At 49.4% G+C, this 22,565-nt stretch carries 20 protein-coding genes; 6 read left to right on the plus strand and 14 right to left on the minus strand.

The genetic code is table 11. The features are described from left to right. Positions 1 to 241 precede the first annotated feature (241 nt). The 4 genes from tsaA to modA are packed head-to-tail and all read right to left on the minus strand — an operon-like array spanning position 242 to position 3,338. Positions 242 to 724, minus strand: a complete 483-nt coding sequence (gene tsaA, locus PHQ97_02060; GenBank protein ID MDD4391517.1) for a tRNA (N6-threonylcarbamoyladenosine(37)-N6)-methyltransferase TrmO — start codon at positions 722 to 724, stop codon at positions 242 to 244. 27 nt (positions 725 to 751) lie between these two features. Further along, the gene (locus PHQ97_02065; GenBank protein MDD4391518.1) at positions 752 to 1,816 is read right to left on the minus strand and encodes an ATP-binding cassette domain-containing protein; all 1,065 of its coding nucleotides are present in this window, start codon (positions 1,814 to 1,816) and stop codon (positions 752 to 754) included. Then, entirely contained in the window at positions 1,813 to 2,595 is a 783-nt protein-coding gene (locus PHQ97_02070; protein MDD4391519.1) for an ABC transporter permease, read from the minus strand. The genes PHQ97_02065 and PHQ97_02070 overlap by 4 nt, the downstream gene beginning before the upstream one ends. Continuing rightward, the gene (gene modA / locus PHQ97_02075) at positions 2,583 to 3,338 is read right to left on the minus strand and encodes a molybdate ABC transporter substrate-binding protein (protein ID MDD4391520.1); all 756 of its coding nucleotides are present in this window, start codon (positions 3,336 to 3,338) and stop codon (positions 2,583 to 2,585) included. The genes PHQ97_02070 and modA overlap by 13 nt, the downstream gene beginning before the upstream one ends. A gap of 747 nt (positions 3,339 to 4,085) precedes the next feature. On the opposite strand from modA, the gene PHQ97_02080 reads away from it, so the two are divergent. The 5 genes from PHQ97_02080 to PHQ97_02100 all read left to right on the plus strand — a co-directional run bounded on the left by PHQ97_02080 (position 4,086) and on the right by PHQ97_02100 (position 8,568). Then, positions 4,086 to 4,781: an ABC transporter permease gene (locus PHQ97_02080; GenBank protein MDD4391521.1), complete on the plus strand. Its 696-nt coding sequence runs from the start codon at positions 4,086 to 4,088 to the stop codon at positions 4,779 to 4,781. Further along, positions 4,781 to 5,809 carry an ATP-binding cassette domain-containing protein gene (locus PHQ97_02085; protein MDD4391522.1) on the plus strand — a complete coding sequence of 343 codons (1,029 nt, stop codon included), beginning with the start codon at positions 4,781 to 4,783 and terminating at the stop codon, positions 5,807 to 5,809. The genes PHQ97_02080 and PHQ97_02085 overlap by 1 nt, the downstream gene beginning before the upstream one ends. 82 nt (positions 5,810 to 5,891) lie before the next feature. After that, entirely contained in the window at positions 5,892 to 6,110 is a 219-nt protein-coding gene (locus PHQ97_02090) for a hypothetical protein (GenBank protein MDD4391523.1), read from the plus strand. 90 nt (positions 6,111 to 6,200) lie between these two features. Continuing rightward, the gene (locus tag PHQ97_02095; protein MDD4391524.1) at positions 6,201 to 7,037 is read left to right on the plus strand and encodes a uridine kinase; all 837 of its coding nucleotides are present in this window, start codon (positions 6,201 to 6,203) and stop codon (positions 7,035 to 7,037) included. 199 nt (positions 7,038 to 7,236) lie between these two features. After that, on the plus strand, positions 7,237 to 8,568 hold the full coding sequence (locus PHQ97_02100) for a porin (protein MDD4391525.1): 1,332 nt from the start codon (positions 7,237 to 7,239) through the stop codon (positions 8,566 to 8,568). A gap of 141 nt (positions 8,569 to 8,709) precedes the next feature. Here PHQ97_02100 and PHQ97_02105 read toward each other — a convergent pair whose 3' ends face one another. Then, on the minus strand, positions 8,710 to 11,274 hold the full coding sequence (locus PHQ97_02105; GenBank protein MDD4391526.1) for a DNA topoisomerase 3: 2,565 nt from the start codon (positions 11,272 to 11,274) through the stop codon (positions 8,710 to 8,712). A gap of 444 nt (positions 11,275 to 11,718) precedes the next feature. On the opposite strand from PHQ97_02105, the gene PHQ97_02110 reads away from it, so the two are divergent. Beyond that, complete coding sequence (locus tag PHQ97_02110; GenBank protein ID MDD4391527.1) at positions 11,719 to 12,072, plus strand: RNA-binding protein; 354 nt, start codon at positions 11,719 to 11,721, stop codon at positions 12,070 to 12,072. A gap of 310 nt (positions 12,073 to 12,382) precedes the next feature. Here PHQ97_02110 and PHQ97_02115 read toward each other — a convergent pair whose 3' ends face one another. From PHQ97_02115 to PHQ97_02155, 9 genes are all read right to left on the minus strand, one after another. Then, complete coding sequence (locus tag PHQ97_02115) at positions 12,383 to 12,763, minus strand: LysR family transcriptional regulator (protein MDD4391528.1); 381 nt, start codon at positions 12,761 to 12,763, stop codon at positions 12,383 to 12,385. A gap of 259 nt (positions 12,764 to 13,022) precedes the next feature. Beyond that, complete coding sequence (locus PHQ97_02120; GenBank protein ID MDD4391529.1) at positions 13,023 to 13,889, minus strand: formate dehydrogenase accessory protein FdhE; 867 nt, start codon at positions 13,887 to 13,889, stop codon at positions 13,023 to 13,025. Between the two features lie 91 nt (positions 13,890 to 13,980). Next, entirely contained in the window at positions 13,981 to 14,718 is a 738-nt protein-coding gene (locus PHQ97_02125; GenBank protein MDD4391530.1) for a 4Fe-4S dicluster domain-containing protein, read from the minus strand. Positions 14,719 to 14,772: 54 nt separating this feature from the next. Next, positions 14,773 to 17,811, minus strand: coding sequence for a formate dehydrogenase-N subunit alpha (fdnG, locus tag PHQ97_02130; GenBank protein MDD4391531.1), 3,039 nt, complete (start codon positions 17,809 to 17,811; stop codon positions 14,773 to 14,775). A 603-nt stretch (positions 17,812 to 18,414) separates the two neighbouring features. Next, a complete protein-coding gene (locus tag PHQ97_02135; protein MDD4391532.1) occupies positions 18,415 to 18,879 on the minus strand; it encodes a LysR family transcriptional regulator in 465 nt (154 codons plus the stop codon). 159 nt (positions 18,880 to 19,038) lie between these two features. After that, on the minus strand, positions 19,039 to 20,709 hold the full coding sequence (locus PHQ97_02140) for an FmdE family protein (protein ID MDD4391533.1): 1,671 nt from the start codon (positions 20,707 to 20,709) through the stop codon (positions 19,039 to 19,041). Positions 20,710 to 21,149: 440 nt separating this feature from the next. Next, a complete protein-coding gene (locus PHQ97_02145) occupies positions 21,150 to 21,293 on the minus strand; it encodes a nicotinate-nucleotide--dimethylbenzimidazole phosphoribosyltransferase (GenBank protein ID MDD4391534.1) in 144 nt (47 codons plus the stop codon). A 7-nt stretch (positions 21,294 to 21,300) separates the two neighbouring features. Further along, positions 21,301 to 21,627 (minus strand): nicotinate-nucleotide--dimethylbenzimidazole phosphoribosyltransferase, encoded by a 327-nt coding sequence (locus PHQ97_02150; protein ID MDD4391535.1) that lies wholly within the window; start codon positions 21,625 to 21,627, stop codon positions 21,301 to 21,303. Then, positions 21,624 to 22,319 carry a nicotinate-nucleotide--dimethylbenzimidazole phosphoribosyltransferase gene (locus PHQ97_02155; GenBank protein ID MDD4391536.1) on the minus strand — a complete coding sequence of 232 codons (696 nt, stop codon included), beginning with the start codon at positions 22,317 to 22,319 and terminating at the stop codon, positions 21,624 to 21,626. The genes PHQ97_02150 and PHQ97_02155 overlap by 4 nt, the downstream gene beginning before the upstream one ends. Positions 22,320 to 22,565: the final 246 nt, after the last annotated feature.

The following is a 22,565-nucleotide window of genomic DNA, read 5'->3' on the forward strand; positions in this document are numbered from 1 at the left end:
CAGGTTTGCGCATTGCTTCTTTTGAAAAACAGCGAAATCCCGATTATCATATAACATCCGATTCGAACGTCTCTGATAAATATTTTTGCTTCGTACAGCCCGGATTTAACCGTTTGCTGACCACCTTTTTTTCTCTTCGCCCTTATCGGCCATGGGTTTTATTCCTTGCCAGGGCAAAGGAAAATCTGGGTGAAATTTGCGCTATCCGGAAACGCTATCAGGATTGATTCGGACTTTGTTCTTATTTTTCAAACCGTCGATCGGCTTTCAGGGTTTCGGCCAGCTGATCCCTGCCTTTGAGCCATCCGATGGATTGGGTCTGAAAGGAATCGAATGCAGGTACATAGGGCTTGATGTCCAGCAAGGGCGTTCCGGTGAGTACATCGATACCTTCGATGTGCAGGATATTGCCCTGGCGTTTCAGCAGGCGGACCACTGACAGGCCGATTTGATTCGGGCGTCTGGGTGCCCGGCAGGCGAAAACGCCGCGATGTTCGGTGTCCATAAAGGGCTTTACTTTCAGGTTGAATCCTTTAGATTTGTGGAATGCATACAGCAGAATCAGATGGGAAAACCCTTCCAGGTCATCCAGGCCGTCTGTATACTGTTCATCAATGATAATCTGTCCCCGGACATCCCGGGCCCCGGAGGGCTGAATCGGCATGGCTTCGATATCCTCAAAGGGGGTATGAATAATTCCGATGGGGGTAAATATAAACTGCATAAGATCCTTCCAGCGTTTTGCTATGGCTTATCCGGCCGATACGATTCGAACATTGCTGCCTTTAATGATTGCATATACCGTGTCGTTGGGTTGCAGGTTTAAATCATCCGAGGCATTGTTCGTAATCAGCGCATCCAGAATGATTCCGCTGGCATCCAGCTGTACGCAGCAGGTGATGCCGTCACGGATGATATCCTTCACAAGGGTTTGAACTACATTTCGGGCTGAAATGCAACCGGAAATATCTTTCGATATCAAAATATTTTCCGGACGAATTGAAATGTTGACATGCGATCCGACAGGTGCTTCGTCAACGCTGTAAAGCTGGATACCGCCCAGATCGATTTTTGTCAATTCACTGTCATTTGATACCACCCGGCCTTTGAAAAGCGAGGCACCGATAAAGTCTGCTACAAATTGTGATCTGGGTCGGTTTAATACTTCATCCTGCGAGTCAAATTGAATCAGGTCTCCGTTTTGAAATATCGCCACCTTATTTGCCAGAGACCAGACATCATCCAGATCATGGGTGATATGAATTACCGTCATATTCCGTTCGGATATGGCCTGCCGAAGCAGAGATCGGATATTTTTGCGCGTTTGGGGGTCCAGTGCGGACAAAGGTTCGTCCATCAGAAGCAGTTTGGGTTCTACGATCAATGCCCGTGCAAGGGCGGTTCGCTGCTGTTCTCCCCCGGACATCGTTTCCGGTTTTCGGTTAAGCAGGTGATCGATATGCAGCGTGGCCGAAATCTCGTGAACTTTTTCAGTGATTCCGGTTCTGGTTTTTTTTTTCAAGCCATAGGCGATATTTTCAAAAACCGTAAAATGAGGCAGCAGGGCATAATCCTGATAGACGATCCCGATGTTCCGCTTTTCCGGAAGTTCATCGGTAATCTCACGGTTATCCAGAAATATTTTTCCCGCATCCGGTTTCCAGAATCCGATGATGCTCTCCAGGAGCAGGGTTTTGCCTGAGCCGGTAGGCCCGATGATGGTCAGGTAGTCACCTTTTTCAAGCCTGAAGGCAACTTCTTTTAAATGGAATTCACCCAGATTCAGACTCAGATGCGTCACTTCGAAAAAGCTCACAGCCGTGCCTCTGTTTTTTCAAATATGTAAATAGCGATGAACGAAACGATCACCAGTACGATCCCGCTGGTCAGCGCCATCCCCATGTTTCCGTATGATATGTTCAAATACAGGGTGATGGGCAGCACCTCGGTTTCCATATAGGTTCCACCGGCCAGGATCAGCACTGTGCCGAAGGTGCCGATGCAGCGGGCAAAGGAAATGACGGTAGCCGCCAGAATTCCGTTTCCGGCCAGCCGGATCGATACGTTCAAAAAGTTCTCCAGTGCTGAATACCCCAATGAGCGCGAAACAAATTCTAACCTGGGATCAATATAGTCAAAGGTGGACTTTATAATTCGGGCCGCGTAGGGCATGGCCGTAAAAAATTGAGCCATCACAACTCCCTCTCGCGTAAATACAAAGTCGAGACCCATCGACCGGCATATCGATCCGACAAAGGTCTTTCCGAACAAAAGCAGCAGGCACAGGCCCAATACCAGCTCGGGAAATGCGATTGGAAGATCGATCATGGTTTTGACAAAGCCCTTGCCGATAAACTGAAACCGGGACAGTGCATACCCGATGGGAAGTGCAAAGACGATGACCAGAAGCGTTGAAATAAAACCCGTGATCAGGGAGAGTTGCAGCGAAAAACGCATTTCCTCTCCCTTTAGATTGTTCAGCACATCTTTAAACTCGGGTACCAGGAACAGGGAGCCGATGGCCAACACCAGCATTGCCGTGATCACGTAGGACAGGAATATAAATACGGATTTGAACCAGTTTATTTTGTACAAGGTTCAAAACCCCATTTTTTCCAGATAAGTTTTCCGTCTTCCGATGCGAGATAGGAATTAAAGGCCATGGCCAGGGGTTTATTCGTGGTGCGGGTGCAAACCGCAGTGGGAATGGTCATGATGATATTGTACTGGCGTTCAATGGGAATTACGTCGATTTTACCCTTGCCTTCGGCCCATGAGGTCATGTCCTTCCAGATGATCGCGGCATCTACCTGCTCCAGGGCTACATAAATCAGCAGCTGATTGACTGTAGGTGCAAGCACCTTGATATTGGGTTTGATCGTTTCGAATACGCCGGCCTGAGTCATAATTTTTTTGGCCACCCGTCCGATCGCCGGTGCTTTTGGATCACCGATCGATACCCGTACTCCGGGTTTTGCCAGATCCATCAGCCCCCTGATATGTGCCGGATTGCCACCCGGGGTTGCAATGACCGGAATATGATCGACCAGCCGGTGAATGGTTTCCTCGATGACCCAGCCGTTTTTGAGGGCATCCTGTGTATATTTTTCCGCTCCCGGAATAAAAACATCTGCAGGCTGGCCGGCGGCCAGCTGACCGAAAATTTCTCCGGAACCACCATAGTGGACGCTGATTTTGATGTGTTTGGACTGTTCAAAATTCTGTTTAAATTCCTCCAGGGGTTTAATGAGACCGGCGCCGGAAAATATTACCAGATCCGCAGAAAAACAGTTTCCTGTAAAAAAAAGGATAGAAATAAGGGTCAATAAAAATTTCATGGGTGTTTTCTCCTGATAATTATTGAAAGGGTAAATAAGGTTCTGCTTGAATCAGAATGGGTCGGACTGGGAAGGCAATTCTTCCTGTATTCATCGGATAACAACCATATAGCTTTTTTCTTGTCAAATATAAATTTAAATGCCCAAAATTATAAACCTATAATGACCAATATTAACTTGAAAGAACATATATGGGCGGCTTCCAGCAGGGTGGGGCAAATTCGTTCACAATCAGGCTAAAAGATAAGTAACAATCTGTATTTATATAATAAAATTCAAGCATGGGCCTGAGCCCTTATGCATATTTTTATTTATTCAATTCTTAAAAGCTTGACATCGGTGCGTTTATGATGTCATATTTTTAAAAACTGACGAATTTAATGCTTCAATTCCCAGATGCTTAATCATTCAGAACCATTCCAAAATCAATTCGGTTTGATACCTTTGAACGCGCTGCTCCCAGCGAGATTTCGCCATCCGTCTGAAATTTAATTAAAAAAAGATTTCCTGCCTTCCGGTTTGTATTTTTTAAAATTAATTCGCGTAACCCTACAAAGATACTTCAAAATTAATATACTGTTTTTATTCAATTAAATGCCATAGGGCTTAACGGCAGAATCCCTTGAAATTAAAGGCCTCTAAAAAATAACTCGCGTTGTGGGGGTAAGCTCGCCGCTAAATTGATTGATTTTTAAACGGTATCCAACCCTCTTTCCTGTAAACGGGGCGTATTTGCAGAGGCAGACGATGGATTTTTTTATCGACAGCTTTTTGTCCGCATTGATTCTTATCAGGGCATTGGACCCGGATCTTTTCAACGTGGTCATGGTATCTTTGAAGGTGAGTACATCGTCGACTTTAATCGCCGCCTGTGTCGGGATACCATTGGGGTTTATCGTTGCAATTACCCGGTTCAGGGCCAAAAGAGTCGTGATCACGCTGCTCAATACCCTCCTGGCCCTTCCGACGGTGGTCATCGGACTTTTTGTATATGTTTTTATATCCCGGCGGGGAATATTCGGTGTTTTTGACCTGCTGTATACCCAGCGGGCCATTATCATCGGTCAGGTCATACTGATTATCCCGATTGTTTCCATATTTACGATATCGGCCATCAGCCGGATCGATAAACGATACCGGGTGACGGCAATGACGCTGGGGGCAGACAGATTTCATACCTCACTGGTCATATTGAGGGAGGCCCGTTTCGGAATCATTGCCGCCGTAGTGGCTGCATTTGGCCGGGTGATATCGGAGATAGGGATCAGCATGATGCTTGGCGGCAATGCCAGAGGATTTACCCGGACGATGACAACGGCTATGGCTCTGGAATACGACAAGGGAGAATTTGTCCTTGCGGTTGCTCTGGGCATGATTCTGATGAGTATCAGCCTGATCATGAATATTTTGTTGAATCATTTTCAGGGCAGGACAACGGTCTGATGCTGTATTCCGCAAGAAATCTGAAAAAAATCTATAATGGACGAACCGTGCTCGACGTGTCGGAATTGTCTGTTCTGGAACGCAAAATCTATGCATTGATGGGGCCGAACGGCTCCGGAAAAACAACGCTTCTTCATATCCTGAGTTTTATCTCTACGCCGACATCCGGAACGCTTTTTTACAATGACCGCCCGGTTCAGTTTGCAGAAAAAGCCCTGCAACCGTTGCGTAAGGAGGTGGTGCTTCTGCATCAGCATCCTATCCTTTTCAGCACCTCGGTCTATAAAAACGTCGAATTCGGCCTGAAGATGCGAAATATCCCGAAAATCCGACGAAGAAAAATCGTTGAAGAATCTCTGGATCTGGTTGGAATGCGCGGTTTTGCCAAAGCCGATGCGCCGCACCTTTCCGGAGGCGAAACACAGCGCGTCGCTATTGCCAGGGCACTTGCCTGCGCTCCAAAGGTCATCATGTTTGATGAACCTACCGCCAGTGTGGATGTGGAAAGCCAGATAGCCATAGAAAATATTATTCTCGATATTCAGCAAGAAAAAGATATTTCGGTGATCGTGTGTACCCATAATCCCATGCAGGCGTTGAAACTGGCGGATGAGACCCTGTTTCTTTTCGAGGGGCGCACCAGTGATTCCATCTTTGAAAACGTTTTCAGCGGAGACGTGATTGACGTGGAGGGAAAACGTTTTTGCCGGGTCCAAAATAAGGTATTGATCCCCGTTCAGACGCATGAACACGGGCGCATAAAGATTTCCATCAATCCGAAATCCATTCAAGTGTCGGATTTTGCTGAAACGGACGGTACTGCCATTGCTCATAAGGGAAGGCTTTTTCAGATCACCGAGGAAAAAAACTGGGTCCGTATGCTGGTCGATATCGGGATACCCCTGAGCGTCTTAATGAAAAGAAAGGAATACGATAAACGCGGTATCGGCATCGGCCGGCAGGTCTATGTCACATGTCTTGATTATGGCGTTGAGGTCATCGGCGGGCAATCGCCGGCCGGACAATAACGGGTATTATAACGATCATTTCTTACCATAGAAATTACGAAAAGAATTAAGCGCCTGAAATATGAAAGGAGGTGAGGAGAGCATGCCGGGAAAAATATTTTATCGGGAAAGGTTGCGGAGCAAAGAAGGTGAGAGAAACCCCAGTTATCGAATCGCTGCCGTATCGGACTTGAATTTGAAAGTCTATGCCGATCATTTTCGTAAGAGCGAACTCGATTTTCTGGCCGAAGAGCTGGAAGCCGATATTGTAAAGCTTCCCAGGGGTTCCAAACATTCGCAGGGGGAAGAAGGGGAAGGTTGACGACGGAGTCAAAATTACCCGCTTGCGGGTTTCCTGCCCGCAGGCGGGCAGGATTTTGGAATACGGGAATAACAGAGGAGGCATCGTTTCATGTCGCTGGTAAGGGAGAAGGACGGAAAACGATTACATGTCAAAAGCAAGCTGATGGGCCAAAGTCTTGTCAGCACATCCTTTATTGAAAATCTGGATATAGCGCCGCAACAGAAACTGTTTCCGGATGTCTGTCTGATAAAAATCGGCGGGCAGTCCATCTGTGACCGGGGCATCAAGGCGCTTCCCGGGATTATCAAGGAAATTGTTGCCAACCGGGACGCGCATAAAATGCTGCTTGTCGCAGGCGGCGGCACCCGAAGCCGTCATATTTACACCATCGGCCTGGAAATGGGAATGCCGACCGGAATTATCGCCAAGTTCGGAAGCGCGATTTCCGAACAGAATGCCCTGATGCTGGCCACGCTTCTGTCCCCCTGGGGAGGCATAAAGATATCGCATGATGATATCGTGAAGCTTCCGACCTATTTTGTTCAGGGCATTATTCCGGTAACCCACGGCATGCCGCCGTACGATTTTTTTGCCATCAGACCGGCAAAGGGACGCATTCCGGTTCACAGGACAGACGTGGGTCTGGTGCTGCTGGCGGACCTGATCGGAGCCGGAACCATTTTGTTTGTCAAGGATGAGAAGGGGCTTTATACCGATGATCCCAAGAAGAATCCGGAAGCTGAATTCATACCGAAAATCAGTGTCGGTGAATTAAAGGCAAGGGGGCTCGACGACCTGATCATCGAACGCCCGTGCCTGGATATCATCGAGAACAGTGAAGTCATCGAAAAGGTTCAGGTTATCAACGGCATGGAGCCCGGCAATATCACCCGTGCTTTGAACGGCGAACATGTGGGAACCTTGATTTACAGAGATACAAAATAAATCAGCGCCCTGCGGGCGGACTGAGGATGGGGATCTTTGCAATCGCTTTTTGGATGCCGGGAAGTATTCGGATTTTTTATATTTTTTATAAACCTTGTCCAGAAGAGGGGAAAATATGATGAAGATATGCCGGTACCTCAAAAGTTTCAAACTATTTGGAGCGTTGTCGTCAGCCAGAAAGATACTTTTGGTTTTGGTCATGGTTTGGATCAGTTGCGGGGCCGGGCTGGTTTTGGCACAGGAAAAAAACGTTTCCGAAGAAATCCTGGATATATTGAGAGACAGGGAACAGATTACCGACCAGGAATATAAGGAGTTGAAGCAAAAGGCGGAGGCCGAAAAAAAGGCAACAAAGGGGGAGGAGACCGATTTCAGAGCCTACTGGAAGGATGGACTTCGTCTGGATACGAGGGATAAACAGATACAACTCAGGATTGGAGGCAGGATTGAGGCCGACTGGGCGGTCTATGGGCCGGATGATACGATTGAAAATGATTTTCAATCGCCGGACATAGAAGGTTTTGGAACCGAGTTCCGTCGGGCGCGGTTGTTTGTTTCAGGTTCCCTGTATGATGCGGTCGAGTTCAAGGCCCAGTATGATTTTGCCGGCGGGGACGCGGATTTTTATGACGTGTTTATCGGTCTGAAACACATACCCGTTGTCGGTAATGTCAAGGTCGGTCATCTCAAGGAACCGTTTTCTCTGAATTATCAGACGAGTGACAAATATATCCTTTTTATGGAACGGAGTCTTCAGAATCTGTTTGTTCCGGGGTATAACATGGGGATCATGTTCAGCAATACGGCACTGGACGATCACCTGACATGGCGTGCCGGCATATTCCAGGAAGCCAATAGTTTTGGTGACAGTTTTAACGATTTTTCCGATTACAATGTAACAGCACGGGTGACGTATCTGCCCTGGTATGTTGATGACGGAAGCCGGCTGCTTCACCTGGGTCTTTCCTATAGCAGTCAGTTCCGCAGTGAAGGAAATACGGCCGTTCGGTATCGTACACGTCCGGAGACCCATATTTCGGATGCATATCTGGTCGATACGGGGGCCATACCTGCGGACGGTGTGAGTTTGATCAACCCCGAAATATCTGTGGCTATAGGTTCTTTATCCTTTCAGGGAGAGTATATTCATTCGTTTGTGGATTCAAATACCGCAGATGATCCGGAATTCAGCGGTTATTATATCGAGGCGGGATATTTTTTCACCGGTGAGCATCGAAATTATAACCGGAAAAATGGTTATTATTCCATGGTGAAACCGATTCAGAATTTTCATCCGGCTCAGAATAAATGGGGCGGATGGCAAATGGCCCTTCGATATTCATCGGTTGATCTGAATGATAAGAATATCAGCGGGGGAGAGGAAAGCGATTTTACCGTCGGGTTGAACTGGTATCTCAATCCAAACGTTCGTTTTATGCTCAATTACATCTATGCCGATATGGAAGACCGGGTCGGTGTTGCAGACGGCAGTGTGAATGTCTATCAGGGCCGTTTTCAAATCGAATTTTAACGGATGGCGTTTTATTTCTTAAACGCTATCAAAAAAAACGGGCGATAGAAAATTAAAAAGTTTTTTGCTTCTTGCCTTTTGTCTCAAACGAAGTGCTCCTCTATCGATAGTGCTTCTCAGCCCGCCCGAAGGGCGTAACCCCTATCGGGAGCAGGAAATCTGGAACCCCTGCCTTGAGCCGTCCGTATTTTTCGGTTCAACCTCGATGGCAAAGCCGTGGCTGACGGTCTCGACCATCCTCAGGCTTGCCATGAATTTGACGCCGGTATCATCCCTGAGTGTATAGGGCCGGGTTTTTTTACCCGAAACAAGGATCTCAACGTTTTTCAGTGTCAGGCGCTTTCCTGCGATCTCCTTCCAGATCACAAAGTGGCAGTCGCCGTGTTCCGGCCGCCAGTTGGCGCATCCAAAGCCCCGCCTGCCTTCGATGATGGTGCCCCCGCACAGAGGGCAGCGCATCTCTCCGGAAAGGGAAGTGGCTACTTTGGGTTCTAAAACCGTTACGGGTTCAACCCCGGACCTGGCAGCAGGACTGACGTCTGATCGGGTCTTCGGGGCGGTGGGCTTATCGGCAGCTGAACTTTTGGCGGGGTTGTTGAAATCAAAGGCAACCTTCCATTTTCCGTCAAGGTTATTAATTACCAGGGAGGCTGAAAAGCGTTTCTTTTTCTTGGAGATAAATCCCTTGAACGGACCGGATTTACGGTATTTCAACAGGTTTGCCGCCATTTTGGCGGAGATGCTTTTGCCCGCGATTTTTTTGAAGATTACAAATTCGCAGGCCCTGTCCTCGCAGGAAAACGCCCTGATATTTTCCCGGACTGCCTTGCCGCAGGCGGGACAGACCCCGATGACCTCAGCTTCCGGACGCTCGGCCTTGAACTGTGTTACATCCATGACATCCGATTTGAGTTCTGCCACGGCATCGGTCACAAATCGTTTGATATCATCGAGGAACCGCGTGTCCAATGTTTCCCCGAGGGCGATGGTGTTGAGGCTCATCTCCCATCGGGCCGTCTCTTCGGGTGAGGCCAATACCGAAGAAATCGGGCACTGCCTCAGCCGGGTAACGAGATACACCCCCTTGTCCGTTGCAACGAGCCGTTTGCCGATTCTTTGGGCATACGCTCTCTGGATCAGGGTTTCGATGATCTGGGCCCTTGTTGACTGGGTACCGATGCCGATATCGCCCCGGTAGAACCGTTTGATCTCCTCTTGGGCCACATATCGTCCCGGATTGGTCATGTCTTTTAAGAGCAGGGAATCGGAGTAGTCCGGAGGCGGTGTTGTCTGCTTCTCCTCGCAGTCGATTTTTTTTGCAGCGCCGCTGTCCCCCTTTACAAGGGGAGGAATGACCTCGGCCTCTGCCTTGTCCCGGGTGTCTGTCCTGTAAACCCGTCTCCATCCGGGATCGAGGATTACCTTTCCTACGGTCTGGAAGGTTTCGTTGGCAAATTCGGTGATCACCCGGGTGTTCTCAAACTGGCAATCCGGGTGGAACGCCGCTGCAAAGCGCCTCACCACCAGGTCGAACAAGCGTTTTTCATCCTGGCTTGCAGCCTCTGAAAGGGGCTTGAACGGAATCAGGGCATGGTGGTCGGTAAGCTTTGCATCGTTGAACACCCGGCGGTTGGAGAGGGCCACCCGTTTTGGATCGACGGTTGAGAAAATATCCGAGCAGGCGGTCTTCAGCTTTTCCAACACCGTGTTGACAAGGTCAAGGCTGGTGGTGCCAAGCACTTTTGAGTCGGTTCTGGGGTAGGAGAGGCACTTTCTGTCCTGGTACAGGGTTTGGGCAATGGCCAGAGTTTTTTTTGCCGAAAAACCAAACCGGTTGTTGGCCTCCTGCTGAAGGTCGGTCAGGGAAAAGAGCAAGGGGGGCGGCTCGCTTTTCTTGTCCGTCTCCATGGTGAGAACCACACCGGGAGAGATTTCGTTTTTAAGACGTTCCAAAAGCTCGTCTGCCGCTTTTTTCTCCGTGAGCTTAGTCTCCTTGTTTTTGAACCATCGGCCGGTCCAGCGGCCTTTGTCGCCACCAAAAAGCACCTTGAGGGTCCAATAGGTTTCGGGAACAAAGTGCTCCCGCTCCCTTCTCCGGTCCACAAGCAGGGCAAGCACTGCTGTCTGAACACGGCCCACGGAAAACAGATCCCTGAGTCTTACCGTCAGAACCCGGGTCAGGTTCATGCCGACCAGCCAGTCAGCCACCTGGCGGTAATATCCGGCACGCCACAGCCGGTCGAAGTCGACCATGGGCCGCAGCTGTTTCATGGTGTTCCTGACCACCTCGGGAACCAGGGCCTGGCTGGTCCAGAAGCGCACGATGCGCGCCTTGTCCGTAAATCCGGACTCCAGAAGGATGGTCCGGGCGATGACTTCGCCCTCCCGCCCTGCATCGGTGGCGATGATGATCCGGTCAAAACGCCTTTTGTTGAGAAGGGTCTTGATCGTATGAAACTGCTGATAGCTTTTTTTGATGGGTTTGTATCGAAATCTGTCTGGAATGAGAGGCAGGGACTCGACCCGCCACTTTTTCAGGCTGGCGTCATAATCATCGGGCTCAAAGAGCTCCACCAGGTGCCCCACGGCCCAGGTGATCACATACGTATCCCCATCAAAATAGCCGGCCCCTTTTTTCTTTACACCCAGGGCTTTGGCAAAATCCGATGCAACGGAAAATTTTTCTGTCAGAATCAGGTCTGTCATGGGCTGTTTTTACGCCATTTTTACGATTATTGCCATTGATTATACCCCGGCTTAGATGAAATTCATGGGATTGCAGCTGAAGCTGCTCCCCTGTTACCGCAAACTTTTTTGTCTTGACAGTATAGGGATTTTTATTTTTTGATTAATCTGATCAGCAGGTTACAGACTGAGGGACGGGGAGCGTTGCTCCCCTGGCAATGTCATAAGATAAAAGCCCCTTGCTTATCGGTTTTTGTCTTAAACGAAGTGCCCCTCCAGTGATAGCGCTCCTCAGTCCGCCCGCAGGGCGCTGATTCAACGCCCGTAATATGACAGAAGTATTTCCTTTAAAAAGGCAACTTTACCTGATATGTGCATTTTTTTCAACTTATCAGGGCAAACAGGACGGAGAATAATTGGTCAGGTGATGTGAAAATTTATAATTGATTACAAAAGGAGATTTAAATGAAGCTGTATGTAGGAAACTTGTCGTATGAGGTCACCGAAGATGACTTGCGGCTGGCTTTAGAACAATTCGGGCAGGTTGAATCCGCCACCATTATAACAGATAGGGATAGTGGTCAATCAAAAGGATTCGGATTTGTGGAGATGGCCTCTAAAGCTGAAGGGCAGGCGGCAATCGATGGCCTGAATGGAAAAGAGCTGAAAGGAAGAGCGCTTAACGTGAATGAAGCACGCCCTCGCACTGAAAGTCGCGGCGGTAGCGGTAGAGGAGGATACGGCGGGGGCCGTGGAGGACAAGGCGGAGCAGGGGGGTACGGCGGCGGTAGCCGGGGAGGACAAGGCCGTGACAGATGAGTATCCACGCAAAATAGCATCAATTCGATGGCAAGCCGTAAGCTATTTATTGTAGGATTGAAAGGGTCGTAGGGGTGAATAATTATTCGCCCCTATCAGCTCAGCGCATTGCTATCGTTTTATCCGGCAACAGGGCATAACAAAAGCAACTTTTGACGAACTGCCGGCGCATGTATCCGGAAAATCCGGATCAGTATTGCCTGGGGCGGTGTGAATATCTGTCAGTCTGATTTTCAGATCGATTCTGAAAAGTTTTGCAGTTTATTCTAAACATCAGGTCAGCGTATCGTTTCACATTTTGCGATATCCATCATGAAAAGGGGCTTTTGTCGGATTCCTTGAAGGGGTGAATCTGCCATGGAAATACAGTCTTTGCCTTTTCCAATGCGATTGATTCGATTTCACGGTGCCATCTGTCAAAATCATCCAGAAGCTGATAGCCGAATGGTGTCAGGCCGAATCCCCGGCTATCGGGGGATTTTGTAATCAGTTCGACGCCCAGTTCTCTTTCAGTTGCTTTTATTTTTCCCCAGGCCGCCCGGTAAGACATTCCCATTTTTTTGGCCGCTTTGTTGAGAGATCCGAGTTCTCCGATCTTTTTCAGCAGTATCACCCGGCCGATGCCAAACAGCATCCCTTCATCCGTCTCAAGCCATAAATGAATCCGTAATGTTGATTCAAGGTCTTTCATCGTCCGCCCTTCTGATGTGCTAAATATAACATAACAAGGCTACCGTAGTATAAATCAGTGAAAATTTCAAATCAAATGAACGCATCAAAACGTCATATGAAAGACGGCAAGGATGAAAGCATTCGAGCAGAGTGAAATCGGGGGATATGTGATGTGATTTTTGGAAACAGTCTAACGGCGTGATCCCGGCAGTACGATACTGCCGGGGGATAACATTTCGGGACACTTCCCGGTAACTGCGCTGTCGGCGTTCGCCGGTTTATTCCGTACAGAGGTATCCTTTTTCACGGGCAATCCAGTCCAGATGAACCGTGCTGCAGGCTTCAAGCTGCGGATATATTTTTCGATCCGTATTTCGCATATCGATTGTTTTAATATAGGCTTTGCACTTATTACATACATCCAGCCGGTATTCGGCTTCGCCCTCAATACGATAATACTCGAGGGATTTGCTGTCACGGTTGCCGCATTTCGGGCACTGGACCCGCTGCACCGTCCACTGATGCCAGCAAAAGCTGCAACACATACATCTTCGTCCATTTTCATCCAGAAGCGATATGGCCACGGCCCCCCCGCATACTGGGCAAATGCCTTTCTCCCAAGGCATATCAGGGCCAAGATAACACGATAGTGCTTCGGAACATTTCAACAGGGACGGTTTGATGCTGTTGTAGGTCAGAAAGGAAAGCGTCTGGGCGTCGATACCCAGCTTTTCGGCTGTTTGCTGAAATTCGGTTTCATCGGATTGCAGAAACATTCCGAACACCGACTTCAGATCCAGCTCATTTCGGTCCACCCGGCTGATAATCTGGTTGACAGCGTTTTTCATTTGGGTATTGGCAGTTTGGGTGATTTCACCGATGAATCTAAACAACCGTGCAGATTCATCCTGATCGATCACAAATTCGGATGGGCTGATCAGCGGCAGCTGCTCCTTTCGTTTCAGTTTCAAAATGGCTTCCGGTATAGTGATCGAATCAATGGACAACCGGTTTTCTGAATTTTTCTGGGCGGTAAACATCCGGACATAATATTCCAGAACAGTTCCGTAAACAGGCCTCGATTTTGTCAACTGTGCAGCGGCTTCACTGATATGAGAGATACAGGTTTCCTCAAGACATTCCATGCGTGCTCCTTCCTTGTCCGGATTCGGCAATTGAATTTCAATGGTAAACCGTGGTGAAAAGAGGGGGGCAAGGGCTGCCCCCCCCTTTCATTTATCCGATAATCGATCGGACCGATTTTGTTACAGGTGATATCAATTTTGCCAGTGCTGTTTTTCGGGTAATTCCCGATGGGCCCTGAGCAACGACAAAATCATGATAGGATTCTGGCTTGTATTTGATCAGATAGATCACATTGACGTAATCTTCATCCACCAGCTGTGCATCTGGAAAATCTTTCTTGATAACGGCCAGCCGTTTTTTTGCCATTGCCAGCATCTGCTCCCGGTCTCCGAAATTCAACCCTCCGGTAGGACACGTTTTAACACAGATGGGCAAAAGTCCCTCGGACACCCGATCGAGACACATGTTACATTTTGAAATCAGGCCGGTGCCTTCGTGTCGTCTGGGAATGTGATACGGACAGTCTTCGTACATTTGATCAAACGCCTCTTGAGGCAGGCGACGGGTCAGTTCGGTATATATCACCGCTCCTGTCGGCTCATCAATAATTACCGCGCCGCTGACATAACTGTCTGCTGCATCCTTGCAGGGTGGTTCGATACAATGGCGGCACTGATCCGCGAAAAAATTCCAGACCACCTTACCATTAATTTTTTCTTCTTTGAACCGGACAACCCTGTTGTTGAAAGGGCCGAGATCCGGCGGATTTTGATGGCTTCCCCGCTGTTTTGTCAATGTTGCGGGAAACCCCTTCCATTCCTTACAGGCCACCTGGCATCCCCGGCATGCAGTGCATTTGCTGGTATCCACAAAAAATGCCTTTGACATAATTTCCCTCCTTTTGCGATGAACGGCCGGTTCATTAACGACCGGCCGCAGTCACTAAGCCAGCTCAGTCACTTTGTCGGCTTTTTTGATATTGACACAGCACGCCTTGTATTCAGGAATACAGGTGTTCGGGTCGCCAACGCACGGTGTCAGACGGTTGGTGGCATCCCCTGTCCCCGGGCTGAACCATCCGAATGCAAACGGCATTCCGATCTCATGAATCGTTTTGCCGCCGATTTTGAACGGACGCATTCGTATGGTAACCATAGCGATGGCTTCCACTCTGCCCCTGGCGCTTTCAACCACTACCGGATCACCGTTTTTGATGTTCTTTTCTTTGGCCAGCTCTTCACTCATTTCCACATACAACTGGGGTTCGGCTTCCAGAAGTGCCGGAACAAACCGCGTTTCGCCGCCGCCACACCAGTGTTCGGTCATGCTGTAAGTGGTCAGAACAATGGGATAGCGCTCATCGCCGGGTTTTGCCAGTGCGTCGGCATCGCTTTCCATGATGACGGCACAGGGATTGCTCAGCTGTTTTGAAAAAGGATTCTTTTTTATCGGGGTTTCGATTGGTTCATAATGTTCGGGGAAGGGCCCCTCAGCCCGGCCGGCTCCAAAGAGCTGACCGTAGCCTTCCTTTTGCATGATAAACGGGTATCTGCCTTCTCCGCTGGCAACAGGCGCCCATCCACCGTCAGGAACATCTCCTTCCCATTTTGTGCCGGTCCACTGGATGACCGTACGGGTCGGATCAAACGGACGTCCGTTTGTATCAACCGATGCCCGGTTGTATAAAATCCGCCGGTTTACCGGCCAGCACCATGAAAAATTCGGAAACAGTCCGATTTTTGCCTGAAGCGGGGTCTGTGTCAGATCCCGGCGTTTGGATTTGTTTCCGTCTTCTTCCGTAACGCTTCCACTGTAAAGCCAATTGAGGCTGGTGGTGGAGCCGTCGTCCTTGAGGGCCGTAAAACTGGGAACCTGCTGGCCTTTTTGGTATGTCTTGCCATTGACCGTCGTTTCCCGGGTAAACTGCCCGTTGATTTTTTTGACCATCTGATTCGGATCATAATAATCCGGCCAGTCCAGTTTCAATATCGGATCCGGGAAGACCCCGCTGTCCTTACGGTACAATGCTCTGACGTGATTGACGATTTCCACCATGATCTGGCCCATGGACTTTGATTCGCCCTGGCACTCGGTGGCTTTTTCGTGCCACAGGAGCCACCGGCCGCTGTTGGACACGCTGCCTTCTTTTTCCACCCGGTGGCAGGAAGGCATCAAAAAGACCTCTGTCCGGATGGTACTCGGGTTCATGCCCGGACCATGCCAGAAATCGGTCGTCTCGTTGTGATGAATTTCTGCAATCGAGAGCCAGTCAAGATTGGCAAGCGATTTTCGGACCTTGTTGGTATTTGGCGCACTCTGCGCCGGGCAGGTTGCCCATATGGAACCACCCCGGATGTTGCCTCTGTACATCTCATCCCACAGGTGCATGTAAGAATACTGTGTCCCCTTGTCTCCCTTGGGCAGCCAGCCGTATCCGTAACCATTTTCCGGCGTGGCATTGTCTCCGTACCACCCTTTGAGCAGACTGACCATGTATTTGGGATAATTCCCCCACCAGTTGGCGCTCATTGGATCTTTGCTGACCGGCGTGCAGGCCTTTAAATAATCCTTGAGCCCCGGCCAGTCGGCAAGCGGCAGGGCCAGATAGCCCGGCAGAATATGATACAGAATGCAGTGATCCGTTGAACCCTGTACGTTGGGTTCCCCGCGGAGTGCGTTGATTCCGCCGCCGGCTATACCGATGTTTCCCAGCAGAAGCTGGATAATGGCGGAACTTCTGATATTCTGTACCCCTACGGTATGCTGGGTCCATCCCAGAGCGTAGAGAACCGTACCGGCCTTGTCGGGTTTTCCGGTGGCCGCGTGGGCATTGTACACCTTCAGGAGTTCATCTTTTGGAACCCCGGTTACATCCGATACTTTATCCAGGTTGTAACGGTCATAGTGTTTTTTCAGCAGCTGGAAGACGCAATTAGGATCTTTCAGGCTACTGTCCTTTCTGGGAGCACCATTTGCGTCCAGTTCAAATTGCCAGGTTGATTTGTCATAGGCTCTTTTTATCGGATCAAATCCGGAAAACAGCCCGTTCTTGAATTTAAAATCCTTACTGACGATAAAAGACGCGTTGGTATAATTCAGCACGTAGTCTTTGAAATACATTTCATTTTCAAGGATATACTTGATCATTCCGCCCAGAAAGGCGATATCGGTCCCGGAACGCAGGGGAACATGAAAATCGCATTGAGCCGATGTTCTTGAAAATTTGGGATCGACATGAACCAGGGTAGCCCCTCGTTCTTCCTTGGCCTTTAACACCCACTTGAAACAGATCGGGTGATGCTCGGCCGCGTTGCTTCCCATGATGAGAATATTGTCTGCATTCTTGATATCAATCCAGTGATTGGTCATCGCACCCCGTCCAAACGACTCTGCCAGAGCCGCAACAGTGGCGCTGTGTCAAATACGAGCCTGATGATCCATGTAAACGACGCCCAGCGCCCTCATGGCCTGATGAGTCAGGGCGCATTCCTCGTTGTCCATCTGGGAAGAGCCCAGATGAAAAATGGATTCGATCCGGTTGACCTCTAATCCGTTGCTGTAGCGTTTAAAATCCTTGTCACGGGTTTCCTTTATTCTTTGCGCCAGGCGATCAAGTGTCCATTCCCAGCTTTTTTCTTCCCAGTGGTTACTGTAAGGTGCGCGGTACTTGGGTTTTTCGAGACGATGCTCGCTGTTGATCATCGACAGCATTGCCGCCCCCTTGGCACACAGCGCTCCTTCACTGACCGGATAGCCCGGATCTCCTTCCGTGCTGACAATTTTTCCGTCCTTGACATGTGCAATAAAATGGCAGCATACTGCACAAAACGGACAGATGGAGATCACTTCCCGGGCGCCCTTGATTTTCAGATCGGACGCATAGGCTTTGATCGGAGTCAGGTCAAAGCCCAGTTGGCCCAAGGCAAAGGTTGCCGCCCCAAGGCCCGTCATTTTCATAAAGCCTCGTCGGGTACAGTCCATTTTCACCCTCCTTCTAATGGTTTTTTAAAACAATCCTTTTATTTCCATTGCCATTGCAGCTATCCCTTTTCAACCTCGCCCAACCTGAAAAGAAATCCGTTTACCTTAGAAGGAATGCCGCTGATGCACTTTAGAAACTCGTCCATGTGATATTTAAAAATAGAACTCATCGGCTGAGTTTCTTTATGCTGTATAGTTATGCCACAATTGACATAGTTGAGGATGGGTGTCAATCTTAAAATTTATTTTTATATAATAAATTTAATATGTTATAAATAGCATATTATTTTTTTGCACGGATGGTTTCATCGTTTTTCATACTCGAAAAGTCTTTGCCGTGTCATTTGTCAGCATCAGTCATGTCAGGTTTTGAAAATCGTGATTGATTATCCGATAGACGGTTGAAAATGATGAATGGAAGAAAAATAATCCGGCCAGCGGTAGTTGATTCTTCTCTGAATCACGGGGATCGGTTCGTCAGATAGAAACCCGCCCCGGGCAATGGGCTTCTCCCCCGTTTAATCTTGAAAAATTTCCATTAACCGGCCGCCTGAAGAGCGGATTTATGATGTACTGCCTCACAGGGTGAGTTTTCGGGACGGGCTATTCAGGAGCATTGCCCGGCACGTTCGGCCGTTTTTTATCTGCGATTGATTTTTCGGGCCATGGGCAGACCGTGTCCACACAATCCGGACGGATATCCGAAGTATTTTTATAGGAATTCGTCAGCCACGGAAAAATGCTTTCCGCTTCTTTCAGTGCTTTTTTTTCCACCTCGTCGAACCAGTATAAAAAGTTACGGGTAATACTGGTTCCAAAGGCGGTAAGTTCATAGCCTTTACGGTTACTGCCCATTTTCCGGATCAGTTTGTGACCCAGAATGGTTTCGGTCTGCTTGATTTTACCCCATGCCGCCCGGTAAGACATTTTCATTGCCTCGGCGGCTTTTTTCAGCGACCCGTATCGTTCAATATTGAGCATCAGCTGTGCCCGGCCGGAACCAAATACAATACCCTCCTCATTTTCCAGCCAGATGTGCAGCCGAATGGTTGGTTTAAGCTGTTGCATCGACATACTCCTTAAACGGTTGTTTCCCATCCCGGGTTCCGGAGACGGTCATGAGTTAACGCCGTCTGTTTTCACGGTTTTCCTCTGATCGCTCCGGAACGCATTTTCGATGAACCGTAAAATATTTTTTCTGATCCATCGTAACCTTAAGCAGCCACGTTATCTCCCCAGCGCACACCGGGGAAACACGCATTGTCGGCATTGCATGCAAAATCCGCCGTGTCCCATTTGAGCCAGATCCTGCCGGGTAATGGGAATTTCGGCCAGAAGACGGGGCAGCAACAAATCAAAACTCGTCACATTGAAATACAAAGCACAGGCCGGTACGCCGACCACCTGTACTGCCCCGATGCGCGCCAGCATTATCATGGTGCCGGGCAGGATCGGCGCTCCGTAAATCAGGTCGGTTGCGCCCGCATCCATAATTCCCGCTCGGGTGACATCATCCGGGTCCACGGACATTCCGGCAGTGGCAACGATCATATCTGCACCGGCCTGAATGAGCCGACCGATGGCTTCGGTAATCATAGACCGGTCATCGGCCACGGTTTCACTGCAAACCACCTCACAATCGAAGCGGTTCACTTTTTTACTGATAATCGGAAGGAATTGATCCTCCACCAGCCCGTTGAACACCTCATTTCCGGTTAGCAGAACCCCAACAGAGGCCTTTTTCAGTGGCCGTATCTGAAACAGGGGGGTTTGTCCGAGGATATCCATGGCCCGGATAAAGTTTGTCTTGCGCATATACAGGGGAATCGCACGGGTACCGGCAATTTTTTGCCCTTTGTAAACCAGGGTATGGCTCTTAAGACTGGCACACATGACTTCCGGCACCTGGTTAAAGCGGTTCAAATGTTCGGATTCCACCACCAGGAGTCCGTCTGATTCCGCCTCAAGATCCATTTTTCCTTCGTGGGGCCTGCCGCATGCGATTACTCCGCTACCCTTCATTGTCTCGGCAAAGGATATCGCCGCTTCGTCTTCATGTACCCAGTCCGGCCCGATCTGATTTTCCTCCTGCAGATACACATGCTGTTTGCCCATGGTCTGAAGCCGACAGACATCTCCGATCGTGATGTTTTGTCCTTCTTTAAACAGGGCTCCTTTGAGCTTGCCGGGAACGATTTTAGTCATATCGTGAAGCGCGGTACCCCCTACGGCCAGTTCCACGGGCCGGGCTTTAAGCTTGAGCGGCTGCAGGTCAGCCCCCTCTGCTTGTTGCTCTGATAAACTGAAGTATCCGTCGCCGAGGCAGGCCGGACATATGGCCGCGTGGTGGCTTCGAAACCCTTCTCCGCACAGCGGGCAGACATTGACCTGTCCCCTGGATTTTTGCTTGAGCATGTCCGGATGGATGTTTATCCGCTGGAGCCGGCAGACGCCGTAACCGGCTTCTTTGATCTCATTGAGCAACCGTTTCGAATCCTGTTCCTTTTTCGGTTTGAGTTTGAAAAACCAGCAATTGAATTCCGGCCAGGCCCTTAACAAAGACAAATCCAGCGAGACCCTCACGCCTTCCCCGCTTTGTTTTTCATACATGGACAGGGCATAACGGCTGGAGTCAACGAGTCTAAGCCAGCCGTTGCCATATGTGCATGGGGTCAGAAGCTGAATGGCATCCGGAAGGCATGCCGACGTTTCACAGATCGCGTCAAAAAAGTCTCCTTCCGGCAGATGTTTCATGGCCAGATCAACCATGAATCCCCCCAGTATGATTCCCGGTGCCGCATAGCCATGAAATGATTCGGCCAGTTTCAGAAATTCTTCAAACGAATAAGCTCCGATTCTCTGGTGTTCAAGAACGTTGTTGTCATATTCTTCAGACATGGGTGACTCCTTTAATGCCTCCGCAGATGGCAATGGTTAATGTATCCGGTTTCCCGAAAACATTCATTGCGCCGCGTTATTTAAAACGTGCCAACTTCATTCAGACTGAATATGTTTACAGTCGTTTTTATCAGTAGCAAACAGGAGAAGGAGTCGTAAGGAAAAAACCAGAATCTGTAGCAGCAGCAGCGTGTTACCGTGTAAGTTTGCCCCGGGATGGTAATAAACCAGCCATATTCAGAATACTAAAACCGGTGTTTGCGATATATGTCAGTTATGACATATATCTTTTTCGGCATATTTAATATTCATATTTTTCCCACATGTCAAGTCAAAATTAAGCACTTTTAGTTTATTTGTGCTAAGGCAGGTTATATCTTTTATTCAGTCAAATTTACTTTTTCAAATGATGGGTGACAGTTCAGGGCCGCTAGAATTGATCAACGGGTGGTGTCCAGCTCACAGCTCTGGTCCGCTGTTGACGCGTGCCCTGTTTCAAAGCTGTCCATTTCGCAGATGGGTTTGGATGCGGTCTGGATGATCTGCATGGCCATGATGGCTCCGGTTGCTTCACCCAGACGCATGTTGAACTCAAACAAGGGAGGGGCACAGCCCCGGCATTTCGAGCGTGAGCCTGTGGGCCGGTTCGGCGGACATGTGCGATGCGAACATGAACCGCTCACAGCCGGGCGCGATGAATATGGCGGTCAGGGCTGCGGCCACTGCGATAAACCCGTCAATGACCACGGGCACCCGTTCGCCCGCGCCCGCCAGGATGCATCCTGTGATTGCCGCGATTTCATATCCGCCTATCTTGGCCAGCACCTCAAGGGGCCGGTCTTTTGACGGCTGATTGCTCTGGAGGAGGGCCTGCTGAATGACAGCGGTTTTTCTTTTCAGCGTGGCATCATTGATCAAAGATCCCCCCCGGTGACCTGTTCAGGGGGCAGATCACTGAACACCGACAACAGGGCACTGCTGGCCGTTGTATTCCCGATGCCCATTTCTCCGGGGGCGATAATATGTGCGCCGGTTTTAACAATTCGGCGGGTCTCTTCAAAGCCGTTTCCGATCGCCTGCAGCGTTTCCTCTCCCGTCATTGCGAAACCTTTGGTAAAATCCCGGGTTTCTTTCCGGATTTTTCGGTTATTCCGACCCGGGCAGTCGACGGTTTTCGCGATGCCTATATCAAATACGCTCAGGTGAGTGCCATTGGCCCTGGCGATGACACTCGCAGCGGCGGTTTCCTTCAGGCAGGCACGGGCCATCTGACCGGTAACGTGTCCGGGACAGGCGCTGACGCCATGCGCGGCAAATCCGTGATCGGCACACATGATCAGAACGTGTTTGCCGGATATGTTGTACCGCAGATGTCTGGTCATTCCAGCCAGCCGGACACTGATATCCTCCAGAAGCCCGAGACTCCCCCTGGGTTTTATGAGTGTATTCTGGTAGTGACGTGCCAGGAGACCCTGTTGAACGTAAAGTGTATGTTGCCGGATTTGATCCTTGACCTGTTCCAGATTCATTGCGTGGGTGGCTTCTGAATGCGTCGTAGGATTTAAAATAAAAAAATCCGCAGCGGTATCAGCTGCGGATTTTACCATCATCCCGGATATTGTCTTACGCTGATTTCAGGCAGGTCTCCTGGCTCGGCTTCATCGCCCCGGACACGCCTTGTGTATCAGTCGAAAGTCTATAGTCGGGAGTCATCCCTGCGCGGGGTGGTAAAAATCATCCTTCACCCGGCCAATAGCCGGAATGATGTGATTTGTGAGATTTGTTGTAATTGATGGGCACGGCTCCGCCATTGATCATCCTAACAGTCTGTTACACCCCTCAGCCCTGTCTTTTGC

The organism is Desulfobacterales bacterium, assembly GCA_028704555.1.
In the GTDB taxonomy this organism is placed as follows: domain Bacteria; phylum Desulfobacterota; class Desulfobacteria; order Desulfobacterales; family JAQWFD01; genus JAQWFD01.